Annotated in this window: 28 protein-coding genes; 16 read left to right on the plus strand and 12 right to left on the minus strand. The window is 65.8% G+C overall.

Annotation, left to right across the window (positions count from 1 at the left end):
- Positions 1 to 150: 150 nt before the first annotated feature.
- The 7 genes from V0Z78_RS07195 to V0Z78_RS07225 form a co-directional block, all read right to left on the minus strand.
- Positions 151 to 957 carry an aminoglycoside N(3)-acetyltransferase gene (locus V0Z78_RS07195; protein ID WP_336343953.1) on the minus strand — a complete coding sequence of 269 codons (807 nt, stop codon included), beginning with the start codon at positions 955 to 957 and terminating at the stop codon, positions 151 to 153.
- A 71-nt stretch (positions 958 to 1,028) separates the two neighbouring features.
- The gene (locus tag V0Z78_RS07200) at positions 1,029 to 1,229 is read right to left on the minus strand and encodes a dodecin (RefSeq protein WP_336343954.1); all 201 of its coding nucleotides are present in this window, start codon (positions 1,227 to 1,229) and stop codon (positions 1,029 to 1,031) included.
- Positions 1,230 to 1,362: 133 nt separating this feature from the next.
- Positions 1,363 to 1,983: a hypothetical protein gene (locus V0Z78_RS07205; RefSeq protein WP_336343955.1), complete on the minus strand. Its 621-nt coding sequence runs from the start codon at positions 1,981 to 1,983 to the stop codon at positions 1,363 to 1,365.
- A gap of 125 nt (positions 1,984 to 2,108) precedes the next feature.
- Positions 2,109 to 2,966, minus strand: a complete 858-nt coding sequence (locus V0Z78_RS07210; protein WP_336343956.1) for a phosphatase PAP2 family protein — start codon at positions 2,964 to 2,966, stop codon at positions 2,109 to 2,111.
- A gap of 9 nt (positions 2,967 to 2,975) precedes the next feature.
- Entirely contained in the window at positions 2,976 to 4,757 is a 1,782-nt protein-coding gene (locus V0Z78_RS07215; RefSeq protein WP_336343957.1) for an ABC transporter substrate-binding protein, read from the minus strand.
- A gap of 53 nt (positions 4,758 to 4,810) precedes the next feature.
- Entirely contained in the window at positions 4,811 to 5,119 is a 309-nt protein-coding gene (locus tag V0Z78_RS07220) for a DUF7116 family protein (RefSeq protein ID WP_336343958.1), read from the minus strand.
- Positions 5,120 to 5,162: 43 nt separating this feature from the next.
- The gene (locus V0Z78_RS07225) at positions 5,163 to 5,399 is read right to left on the minus strand and encodes a DUF5816 domain-containing protein (protein WP_336343959.1); all 237 of its coding nucleotides are present in this window, start codon (positions 5,397 to 5,399) and stop codon (positions 5,163 to 5,165) included.
- A 107-nt stretch (positions 5,400 to 5,506) separates the two neighbouring features.
- On the opposite strand from V0Z78_RS07225, the gene V0Z78_RS07230 reads away from it, so the two are divergent.
- Positions 5,507 to 6,595 carry a polysaccharide deacetylase family protein gene (locus V0Z78_RS07230; RefSeq protein ID WP_336343960.1) on the plus strand — a complete coding sequence of 363 codons (1,089 nt, stop codon included), beginning with the start codon at positions 5,507 to 5,509 and terminating at the stop codon, positions 6,593 to 6,595.
- Positions 6,596 to 6,738: 143 nt separating this feature from the next.
- Positions 6,739 to 7,140, plus strand: coding sequence for a universal stress protein (locus V0Z78_RS07235; RefSeq protein ID WP_336343961.1), 402 nt, complete (start codon positions 6,739 to 6,741; stop codon positions 7,138 to 7,140).
- Here the strand turns inward: V0Z78_RS07235 and V0Z78_RS07240 are convergent.
- On the minus strand, positions 7,124 to 8,074 hold the full coding sequence (locus tag V0Z78_RS07240) for a mechanosensitive ion channel family protein (RefSeq protein WP_336343962.1): 951 nt from the start codon (positions 8,072 to 8,074) through the stop codon (positions 7,124 to 7,126). The two genes, V0Z78_RS07235 and V0Z78_RS07240, sit on opposite strands and share 17 nt — an antisense overlap.
- A gap of 78 nt (positions 8,075 to 8,152) precedes the next feature.
- On the opposite strand from V0Z78_RS07240, the gene V0Z78_RS07245 reads away from it, so the two are divergent.
- The 4 genes from V0Z78_RS07245 to V0Z78_RS07260 all read left to right on the plus strand — a co-directional run bounded on the left by V0Z78_RS07245 (position 8,153) and on the right by V0Z78_RS07260 (position 11,361).
- Positions 8,153 to 8,896, plus strand: a complete 744-nt coding sequence (locus V0Z78_RS07245; protein ID WP_336343963.1) for a proteasome assembly chaperone family protein — start codon at positions 8,153 to 8,155, stop codon at positions 8,894 to 8,896.
- A gap of 68 nt (positions 8,897 to 8,964) precedes the next feature.
- A complete protein-coding gene (gene trmB / locus V0Z78_RS07250) occupies positions 8,965 to 10,017 on the plus strand; it encodes an HTH-type sugar sensing transcriptional regulator TrmB (RefSeq protein ID WP_336343964.1) in 1,053 nt (350 codons plus the stop codon).
- 58 nt (positions 10,018 to 10,075) lie between these two features.
- Positions 10,076 to 10,282: a DUF4177 domain-containing protein gene (locus V0Z78_RS07255; protein ID WP_336343965.1), complete on the plus strand. Its 207-nt coding sequence runs from the start codon at positions 10,076 to 10,078 to the stop codon at positions 10,280 to 10,282.
- The gene (locus tag V0Z78_RS07260; protein WP_336343966.1) at positions 10,279 to 11,361 is read left to right on the plus strand and encodes a hypothetical protein; all 1,083 of its coding nucleotides are present in this window, start codon (positions 10,279 to 10,281) and stop codon (positions 11,359 to 11,361) included. Before V0Z78_RS07255 ends, V0Z78_RS07260 begins: the two co-directional genes overlap by 4 nt.
- A 105-nt stretch (positions 11,362 to 11,466) precedes the next feature.
- Here V0Z78_RS07260 and V0Z78_RS07265 read toward each other — a convergent pair whose 3' ends face one another.
- Positions 11,467 to 12,273 (minus strand): hypothetical protein, encoded by an 807-nt coding sequence (locus V0Z78_RS07265; protein ID WP_336343967.1) that lies wholly within the window; start codon positions 12,271 to 12,273, stop codon positions 11,467 to 11,469.
- A gap of 310 nt (positions 12,274 to 12,583) precedes the next feature.
- Here V0Z78_RS07265 and V0Z78_RS07270 point away from each other — a divergent pair, with 310 nt between their 5' ends.
- The 7 genes from V0Z78_RS07270 (at position 12,584) to V0Z78_RS07300 (ending at position 20,931) form a co-directional block, all read left to right on the plus strand.
- Positions 12,584 to 13,561 carry an aldo/keto reductase gene (locus V0Z78_RS07270; protein WP_409338727.1) on the plus strand — a complete coding sequence of 326 codons (978 nt, stop codon included), beginning with the start codon at positions 12,584 to 12,586 and terminating at the stop codon, positions 13,559 to 13,561.
- A gap of 498 nt (positions 13,562 to 14,059) precedes the next feature.
- Positions 14,060 to 15,511, plus strand: a complete 1,452-nt coding sequence (locus V0Z78_RS07275) for an extracellular solute-binding protein (protein WP_336343969.1) — start codon at positions 14,060 to 14,062, stop codon at positions 15,509 to 15,511.
- Entirely contained in the window at positions 15,501 to 16,529 is a 1,029-nt protein-coding gene (locus tag V0Z78_RS07280) for a carbohydrate ABC transporter permease (RefSeq protein ID WP_336343970.1), read from the plus strand. Before V0Z78_RS07275 ends, V0Z78_RS07280 begins: the two co-directional genes overlap by 11 nt.
- On the plus strand, positions 16,529 to 17,494 hold the full coding sequence (locus tag V0Z78_RS07285; protein WP_336343971.1) for a carbohydrate ABC transporter permease: 966 nt from the start codon (positions 16,529 to 16,531) through the stop codon (positions 17,492 to 17,494). The genes V0Z78_RS07280 and V0Z78_RS07285 overlap by 1 nt, the downstream gene beginning before the upstream one ends.
- Positions 17,495 to 17,500: 6 nt before the next feature.
- Entirely contained in the window at positions 17,501 to 18,700 is a 1,200-nt protein-coding gene (locus tag V0Z78_RS07290) for an ABC transporter ATP-binding protein (protein WP_336343972.1), read from the plus strand.
- A 122-nt stretch (positions 18,701 to 18,822) separates the two neighbouring features.
- Positions 18,823 to 19,908, plus strand: a complete 1,086-nt coding sequence (locus V0Z78_RS07295; protein ID WP_336343973.1) for a Gfo/Idh/MocA family protein — start codon at positions 18,823 to 18,825, stop codon at positions 19,906 to 19,908.
- Between the two features lie 45 nt (positions 19,909 to 19,953).
- Positions 19,954 to 20,931, plus strand: coding sequence for a sugar phosphate isomerase/epimerase family protein (locus V0Z78_RS07300; RefSeq protein ID WP_336343974.1), 978 nt, complete (start codon positions 19,954 to 19,956; stop codon positions 20,929 to 20,931).
- Positions 20,932 to 20,937: 6 nt separating this feature from the next.
- Here the strand turns inward: V0Z78_RS07300 and V0Z78_RS07305 are convergent, their stop codons facing one another.
- A complete protein-coding gene (locus tag V0Z78_RS07305) occupies positions 20,938 to 22,083 on the minus strand; it encodes a zinc-dependent alcohol dehydrogenase (protein WP_336343975.1) in 1,146 nt (381 codons plus the stop codon).
- A gap of 108 nt (positions 22,084 to 22,191) precedes the next feature.
- On the opposite strand from V0Z78_RS07305, the gene V0Z78_RS07310 reads away from it, so the two are divergent.
- The gene (locus V0Z78_RS07310) at positions 22,192 to 23,292 is read left to right on the plus strand and encodes a Gfo/Idh/MocA family protein (RefSeq protein ID WP_336343976.1); all 1,101 of its coding nucleotides are present in this window, start codon (positions 22,192 to 22,194) and stop codon (positions 23,290 to 23,292) included.
- 6 nt (positions 23,293 to 23,298) lie between these two features.
- On the opposite strand, the gene V0Z78_RS07315 is transcribed toward V0Z78_RS07310, so the two are convergent.
- Both V0Z78_RS07315 and V0Z78_RS07320 read right to left on the minus strand, forming a co-directional pair.
- Positions 23,299 to 24,192: an alpha/beta fold hydrolase gene (locus tag V0Z78_RS07315; protein WP_336343977.1), complete on the minus strand. Its 894-nt coding sequence runs from the start codon at positions 24,190 to 24,192 to the stop codon at positions 23,299 to 23,301.
- 223 nt (positions 24,193 to 24,415) lie between these two features.
- The gene (locus tag V0Z78_RS07320) at positions 24,416 to 25,267 is read right to left on the minus strand and encodes a translation initiation factor eIF-2B (protein ID WP_336343978.1); all 852 of its coding nucleotides are present in this window, start codon (positions 25,265 to 25,267) and stop codon (positions 24,416 to 24,418) included.
- A gap of 80 nt (positions 25,268 to 25,347) precedes the next feature.
- Here V0Z78_RS07320 and V0Z78_RS07325 point away from each other — a divergent pair, with 80 nt between their 5' ends.
- A complete protein-coding gene (locus tag V0Z78_RS07325; protein WP_336343979.1) occupies positions 25,348 to 25,734 on the plus strand; it encodes a hypothetical protein in 387 nt (128 codons plus the stop codon).
- Between the two features lie 47 nt (positions 25,735 to 25,781).
- The gene (locus V0Z78_RS07330; RefSeq protein WP_336343980.1) at positions 25,782 to 25,982 is read left to right on the plus strand and encodes a hypothetical protein; all 201 of its coding nucleotides are present in this window, start codon (positions 25,782 to 25,784) and stop codon (positions 25,980 to 25,982) included.
- Positions 25,983 to 26,007 lie beyond the last annotated feature (25 nt).

A 26,007-nucleotide genomic window follows, 5' to 3' on the forward strand; every position in this document is an offset into this window, starting at 1 on the left:
CCCTTTTCATTTCCGGCCAGGTACCGCCCAGTCGCGGCGCGTGATCACGCGCCGCTCCCGGGGACGCCAGCCTTTCCCCGTTCGCTTCGCGGCCGTCGGCCGCGAAGCGAGGCCACCGCCTCGCACCGAACCGCCGTCGGCCACCGGTCGCTATCGGTTCGCTTCGAACCACTCGGTCGCGAAGTCAACCAGTTCACGCTGATCGATCAGCTTCGCCGTCGCCGCACCGACTCGTCCCTCGACGACGCCGACCTGCTCCTCGAAGGCCGTCCCGATCTTAGGGAAGTCCTCCGTGCTCGTCTCGATGTCCTCGTATTCGAGGCGGACACGCTCGCCGCTCCGGACCACTGGAGCGCTGCTCGTGACCGTCTCTTTCGGTATCTCCGCCCGGTGTTCGGCCAGGTGAAGCGACGTGTTGGCGTCGTGGCCGACGCCCAGTAAGAGGATCTCTCCACCCCGCTCGTAGATCCGGGCGAGCGGCGATCCCTCGCCGAGCCCGTAGTCGAAGTCGTGATCGGCCACGATCGCCTCGGCCTCACTACCCCACGCCGCAAAGGAGACCTCGGGGTGGCGGCTCCGAATCACGTCGGGATAGTTTCGGAAACACTCCGGGACTGCTCCTACGCCCCGCGTCGGCGTGACCGCGGGCCAGTAGACTGGCATCCCTTCCCGTATCGTCCCGATCCACTCGTCGGGAACCGGCGGGTCGGACCAGCTCGATGGCTCCGTGTACTGACCGGTATGGGTCGGCATCACCAGCGTCCCCGAGTCGGTTACGACCTCACGGAGCGCGTCACAGACCGCCTGCGGGCCGCCACAGGTCCATCCCAGCGCGTTTAGCGACGCGTGAACGAGCACCATCTCGCCGTCCTTGATACCGAGGTCCCGGAGATCATCGACAAGCGATGGTACCGTGTTCGGTTCGTTGATCCGCTCGATAGCCCGTTCCTCGCTCATGGCCGCGGCTCGTGGGGTCAACACTTCAACCTACTCCGAAACGCAGAACGGACCGCCACCCGAGTTCGCTCTCAGTCCTGGACCTGGAAGGCGACCTCGAGGGTCGCCTGATACTCGGGCTCGTCGACGTTCTTCAGCTCGACGCCGAACTCGTCGACCTCCGCCCAGTAGACGTTCTCGAGCGTGTTCTGGGCGCGCTCGATCGCGTTGTCGGCGGCGTCGTCGAAACTCTCGGTGCTCGTCCCGATCAGCGTGACCTTCTTGAATACCATAAGCAGGTAGAGGGTTCTACTGCACTCCCCTTAGTTCTGTGGCAACCGGTGCCGGCAGGTGACTTCTCGCCTGCCGGCGGACCGACGGCGACCATTCCGGGAATCGGATCGCTCGAACGAGGACGGAACTGCTCTACTGGGGAACCGCCTCGGTGCTCGCGGCGTCCGCACGGTGGGCCCGCAGGTGGTAGCCGAAGACGACCCAGGCGAGACCGTAGAGCAGCATCGGACCGGCCCACGGGCTGTCAACCCCTCCCATCACGTAGCCGGTGAAGGCGATCGTGAACGGGAGGCCGACGGGTAGCGCGGCGACCAGGAGCCACGCACCGGGCCGGGGGACCGCTAGTTCGTCGTTGCGCAGCATCGAGACGCCGAGGACGAGCGCCCCGATCATCGCGACGAGCAGTCCGAGCAGGAACCCGAGGAATACGATCTCGAAGGCGTAGTTAGCGATGGGGAACGAGAGGGCCGCGACGATCCAGCCGACGGCCATGAGCCCGAACCCTGCCTTTGCGAGGGTGTCGAACCAGTGGCGTTCGCTCAGATGAAGCGCGGGGAGGCCCGCCACGAGGAGGAGCATCGCCGCCGCGAGGAACGGCGCAGCCACCGTCGACTGCTCGACGCTCAGGACGCTGTGCATCGCGACTCCCGAGAGCGCCAGCAATCCGCCGCCGAGCAGCGCGCTGACCGTGCTGATCCGCATCCACCGTTCGTCGCTCACACCCGCCATCCGATTTCGTTGGTACCGAACCATTGTAACTACTCGACTCTCGCTGGATCGACGGCGCCGACTCCGCTAGAATCGCTTCTATACTGGATTTTAACCGTATTAACCGTTCCGGGGTGGATGATAGCACGACGTCGTAGCTCGGAGGCGACTCACCGATCCTCACGGGAGCGTCCGAAGCGGTGGCGGAGCCTGCCGTTCAGCCGCGGCGCCGTGACGAGTTCGCGCCAGCGGTCGGCAGTGCGGATCCCGATCAGGTAGCTGACGGTTCCGAGCACCGTCCCCGCGACGACGTCGGTCGCCCAGTGGATGCCGAGGTACATCGTTGCCGTCACGACGCTGACGCCGAGGACGCTCGCCATGACGAGCCATCGAGGATAGGCTTCGCGGGTGTGCCACGCGAACAGCATCGCGGTCACCGAGAGCGAGGTGTGGAGCGACGGGAAGACGTTCGTGTTCGTGTTGACCGCGCTGGTGAGCAGCCGGGACTGGGGGTAGACGTTGTACATCAGCTGTTCGGCGACGTCGAGGTTACGCGGACCGTAGGCGATGAAGAGCAGGTAACAGACCAGCCCGAGCCCGTAGTTCGCTGCGTAGGCGATCGCGAGCTCGTGGAGCCGACGCTGATCGCTGAGCGCGAGATACGCGAGCAGCGGGAAGACCAGCAGGAAGACGTAGCCGTAGACGTAGATGGACGAGAAATACAGCGTTAGTGCGGGGGTCTCGAACGCCTGGAAGGTGGCGACGAAGTCGCCCTCGATGCGGTAGATGGCGGCCGTTATCTCGAAACCGATGAGCCACGAGAGCTGCTGGGCCGCCCGGCGGGTGAGGCTGTTGAGCACGAGGACCGCGGCGAGCAGCGCGAGCGCCGGGGCGGCGAGGCGCAACCGGGGACGGAGCTCGTTTCTGAGTTCGCGCAGCGCCCGGCGGTCGAGACAGACGACCGAACCGGCGACGAGCAGGACGCTCACGACCACGATCACCGTCGCGAGTACGAGGAGGAGACTCATGTCATGCTCTCACTGCTGTGCTACGAGCTCGTTCTCCTCGTTGTACGTGTAGCCCGCCTCGCGAAACAGCTCGTAGGCGGTCTCCTCGTCGATCGTGGCGGTGCCGCTCTGACCGGCGAACCCCTGTTCGCTGCTGGGTCGCCAGCCGTTCTCTACCGCTGAGCGCGGACCCAGCGGGGAGAGCGCCGGGGTCGCGAAACCGTCGAAGACCTCCGTGCGGAGGTACTCTCGATCGATGAGGCGTCCGACCGCCAGTCGGAACCGGGGGTTGCTGAGCGGCGCGTTCCGGGCGTTGAACCCGACGTGGTAGTGCGCGCTCGTGCTCTCGACCCGCAGCGAGACGTTCGACGCCTGGTCGGCCCGCGGGATCTCGGTCGCCGTCAGGCCGGCGGTGGTCGCGTCGAGGTTGCCGGTCTGCACCAGTTCGATCAGGTTCGCCTGCGAGGGCGAGTAGAGGAACAGGATCCGTTCGTAGGACGGGCCGCCGGCGAACGGCGACAGCACGTCGGCGACCTCCTCGCGCATCAGGAAGTGGTCGTCGAACCGTTCGAGTTCGAGGCGCTCGTCGACGACGGCGTCGGCGTACCGGAGCGCTCCGGAGCCGACCGGCTCGGGGTTGTCCCAGATCAGCGCCTCGGTCACGTTGTTCCGGTCGACGCCGGTGATCGAGGTGAGCTCCGTCTGCTGCTCCCAGACGTGCATGGGGACGATCGGGACGGTCAGCGCCCGTAGGCCGACCTCCTCCCGGGAGGCGACGAGGCTGATCTCGACCTCGCGATTGCCGGTGACCTCGACGCTCTCTACGAGCGAACTCCGACTTCGGAACCGAGGGGCCGGGATGACCGGATCGTCGTCGGTCATCGTCGTGTCCGCGAGGAAGCGATAGGTGAACGCGACGTCCGCCGCGGTGAGCGCCTCGCCGTCGTGCCACGTCAGGCCGTCCCGGAGGTGCAGCCTGATCGTCGGTCCCGAGTCGTCCCACTGCCAGTCCCGGGCCAACCACGGCTCGATCGAACCCTCGATCGGCTGTCCGAGCGGATCGTACAGCAGACCGGTGATGATGCCGCGGTGGCGAAACTCGACTGCGAAGGGGTTCCGGTTCCGGGTGACTCGGCGGTCGGTGATACCCATGTACAGCGTATTGGCCTCGCGAACTCCGTCGCGGCTCGCCTCCTCGTGGGCCTCTAGCGAGAGGTAGCCGAGCGGTCGTTCGAGCGATCGGTATGCCCACCCCGAGTAGCGATCCTCGCGGATCGCCCGGGGCTCGTCGGGGTAGGCGACGACCGAGAGCGGAAGCTCCTCGAGCAACACCCGGCGGAGCTCCTCGAGAAGCGCGATACGGTCGCTCGCGTAACGCTGTTCGGTGAGCAGTTCGTCGACCTCCGAGACGTTCGCGTAGCCGAACGGGTTCTGCCAGCCCTCCTCCTCGATGAACCGCGAGTGGAGGAAGCCGTAGAGGTAGTCGGGATCGAAGAAGCCAGGGTGTTGACCGACGTACAGATCGAAGTCGTGGTTGATCAGGACGTCCCTGAGAAGCTGTTCGGTCGTCACCGGCTGAACGCTGGCGTCGATCCCCGCCCGCTCCAGGTTCTCCGAGAGATGTCGGGCGATCCGGACGGGGATGCCGTCCTCGTCGGTGGGGACCGTCTTCAACGCCAGCGACACCTGTTCGGGGGTATCGCGGTCGACTGACGCCTGGAACTGACCGAGACAGCCGGCATTGCCGGCGGCTACTCCGGCGGCACCGGCGATAAACGTCCGGCGGTCGATCGGTCCCCCTACTGCCGTCACAATAGCGATACGTACTCAGCAGAGCCGTATCAACTTTCCGTCAGCGTCCGTCGTCAGGCGAGCGTCGGCGGCGCACGGACGACGTCGTACTCGTCGTCGTCGACGGAGATGATCGCCCACTCGTAGTCGGGTTCCAGTCGCGTAAGCTGGCGTTCGAGCGTCTCCGCGGTCTCGACGTATGTCACGAAACAACGAAGCGCCCCCGACTCGGGCGTCTCCTCCGGTTCGCCCACCGCACTGACGTGGACTACCTTCCACTCGCGTTCGGCGCGGAACTCGGGACCGTCGCCGGAGACGGTGTAGCCGAGGTCGTTGAAGATCGACCGGGCCTGCTCGACGGGAGGTGTGCTAACAGTACCCATCCGAGTGAGCATACGACGTCTCGGACAATAAAGCTTCGTGCGGTCACTCGTGGGCCGCGTCCCACTCGGTAGGCTTGCGCTGGTTCGGACAGTCGTTGCAGACGACGCGGCCCATCGGGTCCATCGCGATGTCGAGTCCGTCGCAGTTGCCACAGACGTACCCCCAGCGGTTCTGGCGCTTCTCGCTGCGATAGGCGACGTAAAAGGGAGCCTCGGATCCGCGCTCGGCCTCGTCGCGAGCGACGTACAGCGTCCCCTCCGGGGTCGAGATCGTCTCCATACGTCCGACGAGGGACGCCGTCGGCATGAGGATTTCCCGTCCGCTGACGAACGCGTACCGGTTCTTATCCGGTTAGTAACAATGTATGTTCAAGATACATTTTTCATATGAAACGAGAGGAGCGGTCGAGACGGGCCGTACTCGGGATTGGCGCCGCGGCGCTCGCGGGTCTCGCCGGCTGTACCGCCGGGAACAGTGCCGAGGAGACGCTCGGCGACCGGGAGAAGAACGAGCCCGAAGACGCGACGGCGGACGGCGAAACGACCGATGACGGGACGACGGAGGACGACGAGGACGAGGTCGTCGAGCCGCCGGAGGGCGGTGCCGTCGTCTTCGTCTACGACGACGGGCCGCTGGAGGACTACACGCAGGCGTTTCCCGTCCACCAGGAGTTCGACGCGCCCGCGACGACGGGCATCGTCTCCGAGTGGATCGGCCGCGAGGACTACATGGACGCCGGCTGCATGGACGTCGAACATCTAGAAGCGCTGGTCGACGCCGGCTGGGAGATCGCCTCTCACACGGTCGAACACACCGCGGTGGGCAGTTTCGAGCTCGTCGAGAGCGCCGCCCCGGAGGACGGCTCCGTCTACCCGGAGGAGATCCGCCACGGCTACCACCGGGGGAAGGAACTCGAGATCACCGACGACGATCGAACGGTCCGCCGAACCGTCGTCGACTACGGAAGCGACGGCGTCGGCCGGTACATCGAGTTGGACGAGCCGCTCGGCGAGTCGTTCGCCGCGGGCGAGACCGTCGTTCGGTACCCCGCAGACCAGATGCACGCGTCGCTGGGAGAGTCGAAACGCGAACTCGAGCGACTGGGTTTCGAGGTCGATACGCTACTCGCCCCCTACGACAACTTCGACGAGTACTCGATGGAGTTCGTCGGAGAGTACTACGACGGCGTCGCGAACGCGAAACACGGATCGCGGATCAACGACCGGGGGGAGTTCGACCCCTACCGCACCTGTCGGGACTACTTCATCGAGTTCACCAGTCGCGAGTCGGTACGACGGGACCTCGACGAGATCGCCGAGCGCGGCGCGCTGGGCGTCTTCGGCGCACACGCGTTCAAAGAGGAGGTCTCGAGGGAACGCATCCGGGAGACGCTCGAGTGGATCGACGAGCGGGACATCGAGGTGATGACGCTTCGCGAGGCGATCGCGCGCTTCGGCGACCGGCATCGGTCGTGAGACGATCGACGTCTCCGATCCGGGACTACAGCCGCGAGGCGACCGTCCGGCGTGCCGTTTCTCCGCGTCCGGACGCGATCCGCCTCGTGGAGCCGCTGGTCGAATGAAAAGGTTGACCCCGTTGCGCGATCCACGCTCTCGTGATGAGTCGCGTCGTCGTGCCGGTCCGCTACCCTCTCTCCAACCACTCGAAGCGGACGCTCTCGAAAGCGCTCGACGTCGCCGAGGAAGACGGCGCGGATCTGACGATCCTCCACGTGAACCTCTATCAGAACGGCCACCCGATCACACGGGTAGATCTCAAGCAAGCGGTCGAATCGGAGTTCGGACGGCTTCCCTGGGTGCGGTACGTGGTCCGATCGGGGTTCATCGTCGAGGAGACGATCCTCGACGAGATCGCGGCCGAGGACGCGGACGTCGTCGTGATCGGGACGAAGCAGTCCTCGCGGTGGCGGCGCCTGATCAGCCGGCTGATCCGCGATCCCGACGTCGAGTCCTTCCTTCGACACCGCCTCGACTGCACCGTGATCACCGTCGATCGCTGAGATCCGGTCCGGCGCCGTCACGAGGTCCGTTGGTGACGTGGGCCTCTCCGCTGGTCTCGTCGAAGACGTGGTGCATGTGGGGATAGGGGATCTCCACGTCCGCGTCCGCGAGTTCCTCCCAGATTCGTCGCTGGATCTCCGAGCGGATCGGCGCGTCGTAGTAGGGGGTTCTGAGCCAGTATCGGAGCCGGAGCAGGATCCCGTGATCGGCGTATCTGACGATGTTGCAGGTGGGTCGGGCCGGATAGCGGGCGCTCCCGATGCGAATGGTCGGCCCGCCGCTGATCACGCCGTCGACCGCCCGGGCCGATCGGACCATGATCCGGCGGGCCTCCGCGAGGTCGCCCTCATAGCTGACGGTCATGTCGAGCGACCGCCGGGTTCGCTCGTCCTCGGCTGAGTAGTTGATCACGTCACGCTCGCGGATGGTGGCGTTGGGGACGACGAGCAGGGTGTTGTCCTCGCTGAGGACCTTCGTATACCGGAGCGTGATGTCCTCGATGAATCCACGGAGTCCGGTGTCGGTCGCGTCGACGATCTCGATCATATCGCCGATCTCGTAGGGCTGATCGGCGAGCACGAACAGCCCGCTGACGTAGTTGCCGACGATCGGCGCGAGGATGATACCCACTGCCGCCGAGAGCACCGTCACCGAGAGCAGGATGTTGCCCGCTCCGATCCCCATCACGCCCGCGGCGACGGCGATCGCCACGAGCATGATCGAGAGTCGGATCATCCGGAGGATCGTCCGGGTGAGGCTCTGGCGCTCGAAGCGCTGGGCGACGGGGCGTCCGAGCATCCGGACGGCCACACGCGAACAGTACCAACCGACGAAGAGCACGGCGAGCGCGATCACCGATCGTCCCGCGGTCGTCCTGAGGAGCCAGTTCACGACGCCCTGGAGCAACGACACCACCTCCGCCTCCACCTGCATGTGAGATGCCTCCGTGCGGCCCGGGAAAAGGGTTGTCGTCCGCCAACGGCTAAGGGCCCACCCGACGTAGCTCGGGCCATGTCCGCCGACAGCCACGACGACCCCGCGTTTCACATCACCCACGAGGCCGAGACGGGAGAGAGCCTGCTGGTCGGCCTCTCCGCGTTCGGGCTGGCGGGTCTCACCGCCGTCGATTACCTCACCGACCAGCTTGAACTCGAGCCGACGGGACACATCACCGCCGAGGCGCTGCCGTCGATCACCCCGTTCTCGGACGGCCGCCCGCGCCACCACACTCGACTCTACTCGCGACCCGACCTCGACGTGACGGTGCTGGTGGGCGAGCTCTTCGTCCCGGTCCAGGCCGCGGGCCCGTTCAGCCGGGCGATCCTCGAGTGGACCGAGCACAACGCCGTCGGCGAGGTCACCGTTCTCTCGGGAATTCCGGTCGCCCACGGACCGAACGACCACAGGCCGTTCTACATCGCCACCGAGGACTACTACGACGACCGGCTGGCGGACACGGAGTTCACCCCGATGGGGATGGGGTTTCTCGACGGCGTCAACGCCAGCCTCGTCGAGTCGGGCATGGACACCGACCTCGGCGTCGGCGTGTTCGTCACGCCCGTTCACGCACAGATCCCCGACGTCGACGCCGCCCTCCGACTGCTCGCGATCGTCGAGGAGATCTACGGGCTCGGCGTCGACACCGAACCCCTCGAACAGTTCGCGAGCGAGGTACGCCAGCACTACGCCCAGCTCTCGGAACGCGTCGCCGCCGCCGAGGAGTACGAACGCCCCGATGATCGGATGTTCATGTAACTGGGTTTCGGAATTCAGTGCTACTCGCGATCCGATAACTAATTCATCCCGCACGTGTTCGATCCGGCATGGTCGACGACGATCTGCGGTCGACGCTCGAGCGCGTCGGCGAGCAGTTCAACCTCGGAGAGTACGAGATCGACGCCTACCTCACGGTGCTTGAACACGGCCAGCTCACCGCGAGCGAGATCGCCGATCGTACCGACATCCCTCAGCCGCGGGTCTACGACACGGTGCGCAGCCTCTCGGATCGTGGGCTGGTCGAGCTCCGCGAGACCCGTCCGATGCGGATCATCGCGGTCGACCCCGACGAGGCGTTCTCGATGGTCCGGAGCTCGCTCACGGAGATGGTCGACGAGCTCGAGGCGCGCTACACCGCTCCGGCCCGGGACACGGAGGCCGTCTCGCTCGTGAAGTCGCGCTCGACGATCCTGCGTCACCTCTCGGACGTGATCGAGGCCGCCGAGTACGAGCTCATCCTCTCGCTCACCCCCGAACTGCTCAAGCGTTTCGACGAGGAGCTCCGCGGGGCGATCGACCGCGGGATCAGCATCGAGCTGCTGGTCACGCCAGCCGCCGAGGCCCCCTCGCCCGAGACGTTCGACTACGGCGCGGTCTCGACGGTCGCGAAGGCCCGCCGCGGGATCACGACGCCGATCGTCGCCGTCGGCGACGGCGAGTACTCGGTCTACGCTACCCAGGACGCCATCCGGGACGACCGGGATCGCTACGGCGTGATCTTCCATCGCTCGGCGCTCGGCTTCCTGGTGTCGGGGTTCTTCGGTACCGTGCTCTGGACGACCGCCGAACCCCTGGCGGCGAACGGCGAGGGACGGCCCTTCCCTCGACGGTACGCCTCGATCCGCCGGTGTGTAAAGGACGTCTACGAGCTCGGCGGCGAGTTCTTCGCCACCGTCGAGGGTCGGGACGTCGAGACCGGCGAGGCACTCGTCCTCAGCGGGCGGGTCGCGACCGTGGAGCTCGAGGATACCGAGGAGGTCGCCGCGATGGTTCTCGACACTGGCGAGGGCGAGGTGACCGTTGGCGGACGGGTGGCGGCCCTCGAGCAGATCGAGGCCCACGAGATCCAAATCGACCGCGACGAACCGCCCGCTCGCTGACCGCCGTTCGTCGCGCAGGCCGTGGCTACTTCAGCGTGGAGCACCGAAACGAACGACGATGAACGAGGAGGTACGGCAATGGGAGTACGAGACGCTCAGGCCGCCGCGGGAGGCGACGAAGAAGGAGGCGAGCGATCCGAAGACGGAGCTGAACGCGCTGGGCGAGGAGGGCTGGGAGCTCGTGGAGACGATCGAGTACACCGGCGGCGGCACGAAGTACCTGGTGTTCAAGCGTCCGGTCGACGCCGAGGGTGAGGCGACGTGAGCGCGGACCTCGACACCGGCCCGGACGTCGATGCCGAGGCGGACGGCGAGACCGAGATCGACGCCGACGCCGACGCCGACATCGGCACCGCCAACACGATGGGCGGGCGCTCGAACGAGAGCCGGATCAAGCTCTGGGCGACCCTCAACGGGAATCGACTCCTCCTCACCGGCCTGTTGGCGCTCGGCTTCTTCGTCGGGTTCGTCGTGGTCGGCGAGCTGTTCGTTCCGAGCTTCGAGTCGACGATCCGATCCGACAGCATGCTCAACTACATGTTCTCGACGATGATCAGCGCGATCATCACCGGGACGACGCTGGTCGTCACGATCAGCCAGCTCGTGATCTCCCAGGAGAACGGCCCGCTCGGCGAACAGCGCGAGCGCATGAGCAACACGATGGACTTTCGCGAGTACACCGAGGAGATGATCGGCTCGCCGAGTCCCCCCGATCCGTCGACGTTCCTCTCCGAGATCGTCGGTACGAGCGAGCGACAGGCGAGACGACTCCGTGATGCGATCGAGGACAAAGAGAACGAGCAGCTCAGAGCGGAGGTCGACGAGTTCACCGAGAGCATCATCAACAACGCAGAGGAAGTGCGGGAGGAGCTCGACGGGGAGAGCTTCGGCACCTTCGGCGTGCTCTCGGCCGGGCTCAACTTCAACTACGCGATCAAGATCTTCCACGTCGAGCGGATCGCCAACGACTACCCCGAGGACCTCACCGACGAGGACATGGCGATCCTCGACGAGCTGAAGGCGTCGCTGTCGATGTTCGGCCCGGCGCGCGAACACGTAAAGACGCTGTACTTCGAGTGGTCGTTGATCGACCTCTCGCAGATGATCCTCTACGCGTCGGTGCCCGCGTTGCTCGTCGCCGGGATCATGCTCGGCTTCTTCAGCGGGTTCTCCCTCCCGAACTCGACGTTCGGGATCAGCAACACGATACTGGTCGTCGGCATGGCGTTCACGATCACGCTGGTGCCGTTCCTGCTACTCATCAGCTACATCGCGCGAGTGGCGACCATCGCGAAACGCACCCTCGCAATGGGCCCGCTCGTGCTCAGGGAGTCCCAGCGCTAACCGGGACGTCCCCGTCGTGTCTCGGATTCGCGGTTCGGGGGAGACGGTCGCGGCGCTCGAACGGAGCGAGGCCCGTGAGACTCGAGACGGCAAGCGAGCCGTCGATTACTCGGGGAACGTGTAGAGGCGACCACACTCCTCGCACGCGAGCACGTCGCGTGGTGGGCGGCTCCCCGCTCGTCCGCCGCCACAGCACATCGCCTCGCTCGTCTCGTGCACCGGGGCGTCACAGACGGGACACTCCTCGAGGAACATCCGGAGGAGTCCGGCGGCGAGAGCTGCCTCCTGCCGTGAGAGCGTCGTCTCCGAGAGCGCTCGCACCGCCGCCGTCTCCGCGACCGCGACGGGGCGAGTGAGCCACGACTTCGTCATCGGGTCGCCGGTTCCGTCCGAGAGTACGAAGTGCGTTCGTTCGCGTCCCTCCACGGTCTCGGCGGCGCTCGCGGCTGCGGAGGCATCGCGCGCGGCTGCCGCGAGCTCTTCGTCCGAGCGCTCGCGGAGCGTTCGCATCTCCTCGCGCCACCGCTCGCGGAACCGTTTCTCGAGGGTCAGTCGCTCCCCGTTGGCCGCGACGACGTCCGCCTCGATCAGCGCGCCGAGCAGCGCCTCGGGATCGACGTCGTCGGTCGCGAGCGAGTCGGACTCCCGTGGACCGACTCGCTCCGCGTGGAAGGGATTCCACGACGACGGCAGCCGTTCGACCAGTTTCGGGGCGAAGCGTGGCGTGTAGGGGACGGCGTACCCCCGCAGCAGGATCGCCCCTGACCCACCGAGTGCGAGGCCGAACGCCACGAGGGGCGAGAAGAGCGCGACCGTGATGGTCGCGAGTCCGACGAGCACGACGTTCACGACGGTGCAGGGCCAACAGCGGTTCTCGCCGGTGTACTCCGGCCGTCGGATCGTCTTCAGCATTCTGACTGTAGCTATCGGACCGACCGGCTTGAAGCTTCCCTCGGCGATCCGCCCGAGCGAGAGCGCCTGCGCGGCACGGTGACCCGTTCCTCCGGGCTGGTCGGCGTCCGCATGGTGACGACGTTCAAGCGTAGCAACTCGGTCAGTTCCGGAACGTGTGCCGGCCTACCGGCTGGCGAACGAGGGACCGGCCGTCGCTGGTCGAAGGAGGCGGTCATCCATCGGCTCCGGTGTCGAAGCGTCAGCCAACCGCGGATGTCGTTACCCTTTTCGTGCTGGTGAAAGGAGAACAGATATGACTGACACGGAGATGGAGTACACGAACCTCGGCGAGACGGGGCTCGAGGTCTCCCGGTTCTGTCTGGGCTGTATGAACTTCGGCACCGAGCAGCCCTGGATGATCCACGACGAGGAGAAGAGCCGGGAGGTCATCGACCGTGCGCTCGATCTCGGGGTCAACTTCCTCGACACCGCGAACGTCTACTCCCGCGGCGAGAGCGAGGAGATCGTCGGCCGCGCGATCGAGGATCGCGACCGCTCGGAGCTCGTCCTCGCGACGAAGGTGTACGGCCCGATGGGCGACGGGCCGAACCAGGGCGGGCTCTCGCGAAAGCACATCATCGACCAGTGCCGGGCGAGCCTCGACCGACTCGGAACGGACTACATCGACCTCTATCAGATCCACCGCTGGGACGACGAGACGCCGATCGAGGAGACGCTCTCGGCGCTCTCGTATCTCGTCGAGGAGGGGCTCGTGCGATACATCGGCGCCTCGACCATGATGGGCTGGCAGTTCGCGAAGGCGCTCTACGAGAGCGACCTCAACGGCTACGAGCGGTTCGTCTCCATGCAGCCCGAGTACAACCTCGTCGATCGCCACGAGGAGGAGAACGTTCTTCCCGTGTGTGCCGATCAGGGGATCGGCGTCGTTCCGTGGAGCCCGCTCGGTGGGGGCTTCCTGACGGGCAAGTACGAACGCGACGAGGAGCCGGAGGACGGCCGGGCGGCCGACGACGAGCACACCCAGGAACGATTCACCGAGGAGAACTGGGCGGTGCTCGACGTCGTTCGCGAGCTCGCCGAGGAGAAGGACGCCAGCCCTGCGCAGGTGAGCCTCGCGTGGCTCCTCGACAAAAGGGTCGTCGACTCGCCGATCATCGGGCCGCGCTCGCTCGACCACCTCGAGGAGAACGTCGCCGCGCTCGAGGTCTCGCTCTCCGACGACGAGATGGCGCGCCTCGAGGAGCCGAAGTCGCCGACGTGGTCACGGGCGACGGGCGACCTGTAGCGGCCACGGCGCTTTCACGACGGTCCCTCTCGATCGCCGTTCGGGATGCACCGGGGCCTCTGGACTCGTCGCCGATCGATGGCGTTTCGACTCCTTCATTCGAGACCCCTCCCGTCCGTTCGACGTCGCGTTCGGCCCCCACCGATCCGGTCCAGTGCGACGCTTCCTGTTGGGTTCGCCCTGCTCGACGCCGTCGGCTCGTGTGGACTGACGGTTCCACCCTACCTGGAACGGGACGAACGAGGATCAGCGATGGTAGTTCGCCCTCCCGTCGAGCGCGGATGGGTCGCGAGTGCGAAGCGCGGTTTACAACAGGAGTAGTCCACCGTCCAAAATTATTATATATCGCGCTTCCATCGCCTACGGTGTGAATGAGGATACCAGACTCATGAACGAGAGGAGAGGGGTTTACAAATCGCCGTCGGGCGGTGACCCGGGAGGGGAACTGTACCCAACAAATAAGTATGTGAGATCCAACATTCATCAGGAGAGCTAAACATGACCAATGATGGCAGGGAGGGTGGGATCTCCCGGCGAACGTTCGTAAAGGCGGCCGGGGCCGGCGGGGTCACGGCCGGGGCGGTCGGGCTCGCCGGGTGTCTGGGAAGCGCTGATCAAGACAGCGTCATCATACACGCCGACGCGGAGTTCCAGGACTTCAAAGATCAGTTCTTGGAAGCGCTCTACGAGGCCGGCCTCGACGAGAGCATCTCGTACGAGGTCCGTCCGGCTCCCAACAACACCGAACAACGCCGACAGGAGATCCAGTCGGCGCTCGAGGCCGAGCGGGCGCCGCCGGACATCTTCATGATGGACTCGGGGTGGACGATCCCGTTCATCCTGCGAGAACAGACGGTGAACCTGCAGGAGCACCTCTCGAACGACGTGCTCGACCGCATCCAGAACACCTACCTGCAGATGTCGGTCGAGACCGCGAGTCACCCCGATACCGGGAACCTGAATGCCCTGCCGCTGTTTCCCGACTTCCCGGTGATGCTCTACCGGAAGGACCTCGTCGAGGAGGCGGGCTACGACACCAGCGGCTGGGCGACCGAACCGATGACGTGGGAGCAGTTCTCCCAGGTCGTCGCGGACGCCCAGGAGCAGGCCGGCCTCGAGTACGGCTTCACGACGCAGGCTGCGTCCTACGAGGGGCTCTCGTGTTGTACGTTCAACGAGACGATGTCCGGCTGGGGCGGCGCGTACTTCAACGGCCTCGACAACCTCTTCGACGCCGGCGGTCGCGAGGTCACCGTCGAGGGAGAGCACGTGTTAGACGCGATCCGGATGATGCGAGCGTTCATGTACGGTGAGGAGGACGAACACGCCCTCGAGGGCTACGAGCAGATCGCGCCGACCACGATCGTCCAGTGGGTCGAGGACACCTCTCTCGGTCCGTTTCAGAACGGTAACGCCGTCGCCCACCGCAACTGGCCGTTCGCCATCGCCGCGACCGCCACCGAAGAAGCCTTCGGCGAGGCCATCGGCACCATGCCGATGCCGTACGGCGTCCCCCCGGAGGAGTCCGAGTACGAGGGGCTCGGCGGATCGAAGCATGCCCTCGGGGGGTGGCATTTCGCGATCAACCCGGGCACCAATCGGCTCGATGAGTGCGTCCAGCTCCTCGAGGCGTTCTCCGCGGAGAACGTCCAGCTCACCCTGTTCGATGTGGGATCGTGGTTCCCGATGAACCTCGACCTCCTCGATTCCGACGTGGTCCAGGAGACCGAGCCGCTAGGCCGGTACACAGACACGCTCAAGTTCGTCGGGAGTCGTGCGGTACCGCGGCCGGTGAGCGACGTCTGGACCGAGCAGTCGGCCCACATCTACATCGAGGTGCACAACGCCTACACCCAGTCGAAATCGCCGGAGCAGGCGATGGCGGATCTACACGAACGGCTGAGAGACAGCGAACAGGCCGTAGAGGAACAGGAGAACAATGTCAACTGACACCGGAACACAGACGGACTCGGGAGCCGGGAGACAGCGTAGCATCCTCACACCCGCGACCAACTGGATCGAGAACCTGAGCGAGTCGGCCTACGCCTACCTGCTGTTGACGCCGGCTTTCGCGCTGCTCACGCTCGTGGCGTTCTGGCCGCTGGTCGCGACGTTCCGACTGTCGTTGCTCGCGGACCAGACGAAAGGGGCGGCCGCGCTTGGCGGCTTCGTCGGCCTCGAGAACTACCTCAACGTCCTCACGGGCGACATCAGGCTGGCACGACAGTTCTTCGACATGGAACTCGTCGGCGGGTTCCCGTTCATCCAACTCGGGACGCCGTTCTTCCAGCAGGCGCTGTTCGTGACGCTCGCGTTCGCCCTGCTCAACGTGCTCTTTACGACGTTGATCGGGTTCGGACAGGCGCTGATCCTCGATCAGGACTTCCGCGGCCGACGCTGGGTCCGGGTCGCGATCATCATCCCGTGGGCGGTGCCGATCGTCATCCAGGGGATGATCTTCTTCCTGTTCTTCCAGCCGACCGTCGGGTTCGGCAGCGGCGTGATGCAGTCGCTCGGCCTGTTCAGCGCCAACCCGCTCGCGAGCAGCCAGGACTCGTTCTTCATCGTCCTGATCGCCGACATCTGGAAGACGTCGGCGTTCATGGCGCTGCTCATCCTCGCGGGACTCCAGAGCGTCGATCGCAGCCTCTACGACGTCGCGAGGGTGTCGGGAGCGTCGCCCTGGCAGCGCTTCAAGATGATCACGTTACCGCTGGTGTTGCCCGCGCTGTTGGTCGCGATGCTGTTCCGGACGATGGAGGCGATGCGCATCTACGGACTGATCGAATCGACCGCGGGCTGTACGACCGTCCCCTCGATGACCTGTCTGGTGATCGAGGGACTGTTCGGCGGAACGCGGATCTACGGAACGGCCGCGGCCGTCGCGTTCATCACGGCGGCGATCATCGGGTTGTTGATCTCGGTGTACATCGTCAAGTTCCGCGACAACGAAGGAGGGCTCTACTGATGGCAGCAGAAACCGAAACTCAAACCCAGACCACGGAGACACGGCAGGAGGAACCGGAGCTGGACCGCGGCCCGCTCGAGCGGTGGGTTTCGGACTCGATCGACAACCCCGAACGCACCTATCGGGCGCTGTTCTACACCGCCATGATCGTCATGCTCGTTACGACGCTGTTCCCGTTCTACTGGCTGTTGATGGTCGCGCTCACGCCCGAAGGCCAGATCCAGGACATCATTCTCACGCCGAACGGCTTCAACCCCGGCGCGTTCATCGAGGTGTTCCAGGTGCTGCCGTTCCACCGCTTCATGTTCAACAGCTTCGTGATCGCGACGGTCGCGACGGTCTTCGTGCTGGTCATCGCGAGCCTGGCGGGCTACGTCTTCGGTCGCCTGCAGTTCCCCGGGAAGGCCCCGCTCATGCTGCTGGTGTTGATCGTCTCGTTCTTCCCACCGGCGGCCTTCTTCATCCCGCTCAACGACCTGTTCAACAGCAGGATTCCGATCATCGCACCGCTCCTGAGCAACGGAACCCTCTACAACACGCCGCCAGCGCTGATCATTCCGCTGAGTGCGTTGTTCATGCCGCTCGCGATATTCATCCTCACCACGTTCTACTCGCAGATCCCCGACGGGCTCGAGGACGCCGCCCGGGTCGAGGGGACCACCCGTCTCGGCGCGCTGTTCCGGGTGATCATCCCGCTGTCGGCGCCGGGCGTCGCGACCGCGGGCGTCCTCACGTTCATCGGCGTCTACAACGAGTTCTTCTTCTCGTTTCTGATGACCGACGGCCAGCCCCAGAACTGGGCGCCGATCCTCGAGGGGCTTCTCGGCTACCAGACGCAGTACCAGACGATGTACAACCTGATGGCCGCCGCCTCGATCCTCGGGGTGTTGCCGGTCGCGATTCTGGTCGTCATCGCACAGGAGAAGATCGTCAGCGGGCTCACCGCGGGAGCACTCAAGGAGTAACCTACAATGGCACGAGTAACACTCGAACACGTAACGAAACGGTACGAGGACGTAACGGCAGTCGACGACATGAACATGGAGATCGAGGACGGCGAGTTCGTCACCTTCGTCGGTCCCTCCGGCTGCGGGAAGTCGACCACGATGGAGACCATCGCCGGGCTGACCAAGCCCACCGAGGGTCAGATCTACATCGGCGAGCGAGAGGTGACGAACCTCCCGCCCAAAGACAGGGGGATCGCGATGGTCTTCCAGAACATCGCGCTGTTCCCCCACATGGACGTCTACGAGAACATCAGCTTCGGCCTCCGGCTCCGGAAGTACGACCAGGAGGAGATCGACCGGCGGGTCGAGGAGGCTTCGGATATCGTCCAGCTCGAAGGGATGTTGAACCGGATGCCCGACGAGATGTCGGGCGGCCAGCGCCAGCGCGTCGCGATCGCCCGCGCGCTCGTTCGGGAGCCTGAGGTGTTCCTGATGGACGAGCCGCTCGCGAACCTCGACGCGAAGCTCCGGGTGCACATGCGCACCGAGCTCCAACGGCTGCATCGCCGCCTCGACACCACGATCATCTACGTCACCCACGACCAGGCCGAGGCGATGACGATGTCCACGCGGATCGCGGTGATCAACGCGGGCCGGCTCCAGCAGATCGCTCCGCCGCTCGAGTGTTACAACGAGCCCGCGAACCTCTTCGTCGCGGGGTTCATCGGCTCGCCGGGGATGAACTTCGTCGAGGCAACCGTCTCCGACGACAGTCTCGAGACGGAGAACTTCTCGATCGAGTTCGATCCCGCGGGAAGCGGACTCTCGTCCGGGGATACCGTCATCGTCGGAGTCCGCCCGGAGGACGTCTACCTCGAACGGACAGCCGGTAGCGTCAGCCACCAGAGCGACCCGATCGACGCCAGGACGGACGTGCTCGAGCCGATGGGCAACGAGATCTTCGTCTATCTCGTCACCGGCGACGAAGCCGAGACCGATACCCAACTAGACGTCGAGGGGGAGGTCACCACGGACGATCAGTTGTTGATGAGCGTCGACCCCGACACCGATATCGGCCCCGACGAGGACGTTCAGGTAATCCTCGACCGTTCAAGTATTCATCTGTTCGATCCCGATACCGACGAGGCACTGCGCCACGGGATCGTCGAACCCGCGGCTGCCGACTCAGGAGCCGCCGAACGCGGCGTGGGCGACACCGACTGACGGGTTATCCCGTAAATAATTATACCGCCGCCGGCGGTAACAAGGGGTGAGACGCGGGGCTCAACCGTTCGAACGAGCATCAAACGAAAAGGTAATCCCCGGAGTTTCGCTTAGTGAGTCCAATGAACGATCCTCGGGACGTCGCTGTGGGAATAATCGGTCTTGGAAACATCGGACGGTATCACGCCGATCGTCTCCGCAACCACGGCGCCGAGATCGTCGGCGGCATGGACGTCCTACCCGAGGCACGCGAGCGGTTCGAACGCGACTACGGCGTCGCCACCTACGACGACCACACCGATCTCTACGACGTGGTCGACGCCGTCGTGGTCACGACGCCGAACAAGTTCCACGAGGAGTACGCCGTCGCCGCCCTCAAGGCGGGTCTCGACGTGCTCCTCGAGAAGCCGCTCGCCCACACCGTCGAGAGCGCCGAGCGGATCGCCGAGGTCGCCCGCGAGTCCGAGGGGTTCTGTATGGTCGGCTTCCACAACCGGTATCTCGCACCGATCGAGGTACTGACCGACCAGCGCGATCGGGGCCGGTTCGGTAACCTCACCCACATCGACGCGAACTACGTGCGACGGCGAGGCATCCCCGGTCGTGGTTCGTGGTTCACCTCGAAGGAGATCGCCGGCGGCGGCGCGCTCATCGACATCGGCGTCCACGCGCTCGACCTCGCACTCTACCTGCTCGACTTCCCCGAGATCGACGAGGTCACCGGAACGGCCCGTTCGGAGTTCGGCACTCGTGAGGACTACACCTACCTCCAGATGTGGGGCGACGACGCCGGTCACGAGCGCTTCGACGTCGAGGACTCGGTCAACGCGTTCATCCGGTGTGCGAACGGAGAGACGATCTCGCTCGACGTTGCGTGGGCGGCGAACCGACCGAGCAACAACGAGTTCGTCCTCCGCGGGACCGACGCCGGCGCGCATCTCGATCGCTCGAACGGCGAGATGACGTTCTACGAGAGCAGTCCCGACGGGGCGGCTCACTTCAGCGATACGCAGGTCGAAACCCGCGAGCGCGACGCCCATGCCGCCGAACAGGAGACGTTCCTGCGGGCCGTCGCGTCGGGCGAGCGGCCCGACCGAAACACCGTCGAACAGGGACTGGTCGTCCAGCGGGTGATGGACGCCATCTACCGCTCCAGCGAGACCGGACAGGCGATCCGCCTCGACGAACGGACCATGCCGGCGGAGTGACGACGACCACCGCCATTTATTCACATCGCCATCGTGGCTCCGGCCATGGACATCGGCGTACTCACCGTTCCGCTGGGCGACCGATCGATCGAGGAGGCGTTCTCGTATCTCGACGGGATCGGCGTCGACGCCGTCGAGCTCGGCGCCGGCGGCTACCCCGGCAGGGACACGGACCACTTCGACCGCGAGGCGTATCTCGACGACGAGGACCGCCAACGGGAGCTATACGACCTGCTCGAGGAGTACGACCTGCGGATCAGCGCGCTCGCCTCGCACAACAACCCGATCCACCCCGACGATGAGCGCGCGAGCGAGGCCGACCGCGAACTCCGCGAGACGATCGAGCTGGCCGACCAGCTCGGCGTCGACGCGGTCACCTGTTTCTCGGGACTTCCCGCCGGCGGGCCCGAGGACGAGACGCCAAACTGGATCACCGCGCCGTGGCCGACCGAGCACGCCGACGCCCACGAGTACCAGTGGGAGGAGGTCGCGATCCCCTACTGGGAGGAGCTCGCGGGACACGCCGCGGATCACGGCGTGAACGTCGCCATCGAGATGCACCCGAACATGCTCGTCTACGAGCCCCACGGGATGGTCAGGCTGCGCGAGGCGACCAACGAACGCATCGGCGCGAACTTCGACCCCTCGCACCTCTACTGGCAGGACATCTCCATCCCCGACGCGATCCGCTATCTCGGCGAGCGCGACGCGATCCACCACTTCCACGCGAAGGACACGAAGGTCTACGACGCTCAGGCACGCGAGAAGGGCGTCCTCGACACCACGGCCTACACCGACGAGCCGAACCGCTCGTGGATCTTCCGTTCGATCGGGTACGGTCACGGCGAGGAGCACTGGAAGGACGTCGTGAGCACGCTCCGAATGGTCGACTATGACGGCGCGCTCAGCATCGAACACGAGGACTCGCTGACGAGCGCGACCGAGGGCCTCGAGAAGGCCGTCGACGTGCTCGACCGTGCAGTGTTCCGGACGACGCCCGGCGAGGCGTTCTGGGCGGAATAGGGCCGCCTACGGCTCCAAGACGACCTTCACGCAGTCGTCCTCCTTGTCGTTGAACGTCTCGTACAGCTCCGGTCCGTCCTCGAGCGAGCCCCGATGGGTAATGATCTCGGCGGGATCGATCTCGCCGTTCTCGATCGTCTCGAGCAGCGGGTCCAGGTAGGCCTGGACGTGGGTCTGGCCGGTGTTCACGCTCAGGGCCTTGTTCATCAGCGGGCCCATCGGCATGTCGTCCATCCCGTCGATGTAGACTCCCGGGATCGAGAGCGTCCCGCCCTTGCGACAGGACTTGACCGCCTCCTGGAGCACGTACGGGCGATCCGGCTCGTCGGGGACGCTATCGACGCACGTGTGGTGGGCCTCCGAGCCGACGGCGTCGATACACCGGTCCGGTCCGCGCCCGTCGGTGGCGTCCATCAGCCAGTCGTAGACGTCGTCCTCCGAGTAGTCGATCACCTCGGTGTCGGCGTGGCCCTCGGCCATCTCGAGGCGTTCGGGAATCCGGTCGATGGCGATCACGCGGTCGGCGCCCATCATCCAGGCGCTCTGGACGGCGAACTGGCCGACGGGACCGCAGCCCCAGACCGCGACGGTGTCGTTCTCCTCGATCTCCGCGTTCTCGGCGGCCATGTAGCCCGTCGGGAAGATGTCCGAGAGGAAGAGAACCTCCTCGTCCGAGAGGTCGGAGTCGATCTTGATCGGTCCGACGTCGGCGTGGGGTACCCGTAGATATTCGGCCTGCCCGCCGTCGTACCCGCCCAGGGTGTGCGAGAAGCCGAACAGGCCGGCCGGCGAGTGACCCATCGCCTCCGCGGCCATCTCGGCGTTCGGATTGGTCTCGTCGCACAGCGAGTACAGGTCGTTCTCGCAGAACCAGCACTCGCCACAGCTGATCGTGAACGGGACGACGACGCGGTCGCCCTCCCGTAGGTTCTCGACCTCCTCGCCGACCTCGACGACCTCGCCCATCGGCTCGTGGCCCAGGATGTCACCCTCCTCCATGCCCGGCATGAAGTCGTTGTAGAGGTGTAGATCCGAGCCACAGATGGCGGTGGCCGTGACCTCGATGATCGCGTCGGTCGGTTCCTGGATCTCGGGCTTGGGAACGTCGTCGACACGGACGTCCCCCTCGCCGTGCCAGCGAAGCGCTTTCATTGCGGTCGCACGATCGGCCGTCGGACTGGATAAGGGCGCGGCTTGTTCTCGCAACGATCGAGCGCCTGGACGGAAACCCCTAACTACATCTGTGGTGAACGGCCCCGCATGGCACTCGACGTAGGCGTACTCGGCTACCGGTTCATGGGCAAGGCCCACGCGAACGCGATGGCGCGACTCCCGATGTTCTTCCCCGACGCACCCGAGGTCCACCGAGACATCCTCGTCGGACGCGACGAGGAGGCGCTCTCGGAGGCCGCCGATCGACTGGGATTCGCCCGGACGACCACCGATTGGGAGGAGGCGATCGAGGAGGTCGACGTCTTCTACAACCTCGGGCCGAACTTCGTCCACGCCGAACCCTCGATCGCGGCGCTCGAGGCGGGCGTCCCGGTCTTCTGCGAGAAGCCGCTCGCGCCCACGCTCTCGGAGGCCGAGGAGATGACCGAGGCCTCCCGCGAGGCCGACGTCCCGGCGGGCTGTGCGTTCAACTACCGGTTCGTTCCCGCGATCCGGTACGCCAGGAACCTGATCGAGAGCGGAGAGCTCGGCGAGATCCACCACGTCCGCGGGCGGTACCTCCAGGACTGGCTGGTCGACCCCGAGGCGCCGTGGGCCTGGCGTCTGGACGAGGAGATGGCCGGCTCGGGCGCGCTCGGCGACCTCGGTGCACACACGATCGACCTCACGCGCTACCTCGTCGGCGAGATCTCGGCGGTGTCGGGCCATCTGAAGACGTTCGTCGACGAACGGCCCGTCGAGGACGGCGAGGAGACGCGCGAGGTGACCGTCGACGACGCCTACACCGCCCAGGCCGAGTTCGAGAACGGCGCCGTCGGGAGCTTCGAGGCATCGCGGTTCGCGAACGGCCACAAGAACGACCACACCATCGAGATCGAGGGATCGAAGGGGAGCCTGAAGTTCTCGCTCGAGCGGCTGAACGAACTCGAGTATCTGGAGGAGGGCTCGCGGGGCTTCGAGACGATCCTCGTCACCGACGCCGACGATCCCTACGTCGATCACTGGTGGCCGCCGGGACACGTCCTCGGCTGGGAACACACGTTCGTCCACGAGAACTACGAGTTCCTCTCGGCGGTCGAGGAGGGCGGCGAGTTCGAACCGAGTTTCGAGGACGGACTGTCGGCCCAGCACGTTATCGACGCGATCCAGACGAGCGACGAGCGCGGCGAGTGGATCGACGTCGAGTAGTCCGGGTCAGTCGTCGTCGAGGAACCCGGTCAGAAGCTCGTTCACCCGGTCGGGCTCGTCGGCCTGCACCCAGTGGCTCGCCTCGGGGAGGCGTTCGACCCGGAGGTCGGGTACCCACCGTTCGAGACCCTCGGTGAGCCGTGGCGAGAGCGCCCGATCCCGCATTCCCCAGATCAGCAACGTCGGCCGGTCGATCCGTCCCTCGCGGGCGTAGTCAGGGAGGCTCCGGCCGGGGAGCAGCGATCGAAGCTGGCCGCGAAACGCCGCCCGGTAGTAGTTGATCATCGAGGTCATCGCCCCCGGGCGTGTACACGCACGCTTGTACCGGTCGATCGCCTCCTCGTCGAACGCCTCGGGGTTCTCGGGGTCCTCGCGCAGGAGCCCCTCGACGGCGCGGTCGTCGAACGCCCGGAAGAGCGCCTCCGGAACCCAGGGTAGCTGGAAGAACAGGGCGTACCACGATCGTCTCGCCTGGTCCGACTGACGCGAGAGGAGCTCCCGGCGGTAAGCGGCCGGATGCGGGGCGTTCAGAACGCAGAGCCGATCGACGCTGCCGGGGTGGCGCGCGGCGACCTCCCACGCGATCGCCCCGCCCCAGTCGTGACCGACGACCGAGGCGCGCTCCTCGTCGCAGGTCTCGATCAGCCCCACGACGTCCCCGACGAGTTCTCTCATCCGGTAGGCCTCGACGCCGTGGGGTTTCTCCGACGTGTTGTATCCCCGCATGTCGGGAACGACGACGCGGTAGCCGGCGTCGACGAGCGCGGGGATCTGCTTGCGCCAGGCGTACCAGTGTTCGGGAAAGCCGTGCAGCAGGACGACGAGCGGTCCCTCGCCGGCCTCGACGTAGTGCAGCCGCACCCCGTTGACGATCGTCTCCTCGTGGGACCAATCGGCCATGACCGAGCCTGTGGACGGCGAGCGGTTAGTCCTTCCCCTGGCAGCCTCTAGCCGTAGACGCATCCACCGCCCCGGCTCACCCCACATGGAGAGCGCCAGCTCGGCGCGAACGGCACCATGGAGAGCAGACGCCCGCCGTCCCTGAGGGGACCGACCACGGGATGACGCCGATCACGCACGCGAGAGCGAGGTCGCGGACGGTACCGACTCCGATCGTCCGGTCTCAGAACGACAGGCCGCCGTCGTCGGTGATGATGGCGTCGAGCAGCCGAACTGGCGTCGCGTCGTATCTCGGGTTTTTCAGGTCGAATCCATCGGCGGGTTCGAGCATCACCTCGCTCGGCGAGCGGTAGTCGTTCTCGAAGACGAACCCCTCGTCGATGATCTTCGCGCCCGATCCCGTCACGCGCATCGGAACGTCCAGGTCGGCCGCGGTCGCCGCGATCGGGTACGTTCCGACGCGGTTGTAGAGGGTCTCGCCGACGAGACAGTCCATGCCGATCAGGACGCTATCGCACTCCGAGAGGTAGTGGCCGGCAGCGCTGTCGACGATCAGCGTCGTCTCGACGCCGTCGATCTCCGCGAGCGCACGCGCGGTCTTCCGTCCGGCAAGTCGAGGTCGGGCCTCGGTGACGTACACCGAGATCTCGGCTCCCGACCCGGCGGCGTGTTCGATCGCCGAGAGCACCGTCGAGGAGTAGTCGTGAGTCAGCAGCGTCGTCCCGTCGTCGAGGTTGGCCGCGGCGTGTTCGGCGGCCTGCTGTTTTCCCGTCTCGACGCGGTCGACGACGCGGTCGATCGCGTCGAGCAGCAGTGATTTCGCGGTTTCGACGTCCTCTGGATCCGCCTCGGTGACCGACCGGACGATGTCCCGTTGGACGTTGAACAGCGAGGCGTGGGAGGCGTTGGCCCTTCGGAGGACGGAGCTGTTTCGCTCGACGTCACGGGTGAACTCCTCGACCGTCGCGTACTCGCGATTCACCAGTTCCCTCATCGCACGGGCGGACTTGACGGCGACGATCGAGGAGCTGTGGGTCTGCATTTCCTCGATCTCCGCGACCGTCTCGTCGATCATACCTGACGGTCGGATCCTCGCGGCAAAGAGCTTCCGGGGTCGTCGTCAACGGTAAGGCTCGGTGACGCCTACCGAGGTGCATGGTCGCCGTCACCTATCACTGTCCCCGCTGTGGCACGATCGCCGAGCTCGAGCGAGACGCCTACCTCGCCGATAAGTCGGTCACGCCCTATCCCCTCGAGGGCTGGCAGTACGCGGCGCCCGACGAGGACTACGAGAGCGTCGACGGCGTTCGGTTCGTCTGTGGGGAGGGGGCGTCCGTCTCGTTCCGCCGTCCGCCCTCAGAGGAGGACGAACCGTCACGAACGGACGTCGGCTGCGGCGAACCGTTCTACCTCAACTTCGTCCGGTTCGAGGCCGGCGAGGAGGTCGATCCCGACGCCCCCCAGGAGTACGTCGAGATCGGCACAGGGATCGGCCCGCGGGGGCCGCGGGGACCGAGGGGACCGAGCGGCCCGGGACGGTAGCCGAGAAGGGGGAACGACCAAACGGCTCGCCGGTCAACGGACGGCCGATGGACGACGAGATGCTCGACGACCAACGCGAACTCGTATCGCTGCTCGAATCCGCCGGCTGGGACGTCACCGACGCCGAGCTGACCGTCTACGAGAGTCCGTGGGAGGACGACGACTCGCCGGAGGCCTCGATCACGCTCAGCGCGAGAAAGCGCTACCCCGAGGACGAGGACGGCGGAAGTCCGTACCGCGTGAAGTGACCCTCGCGCCGGGGAAATCGAGCCG

Source organism: Halalkalicoccus sp. CG83 (assembly GCF_037081715.1).
Lineage (GTDB): Archaea > Halobacteriota > Halobacteria > Halobacteriales > Halalkalicoccaceae > Halalkalicoccus > Halalkalicoccus ordinarius.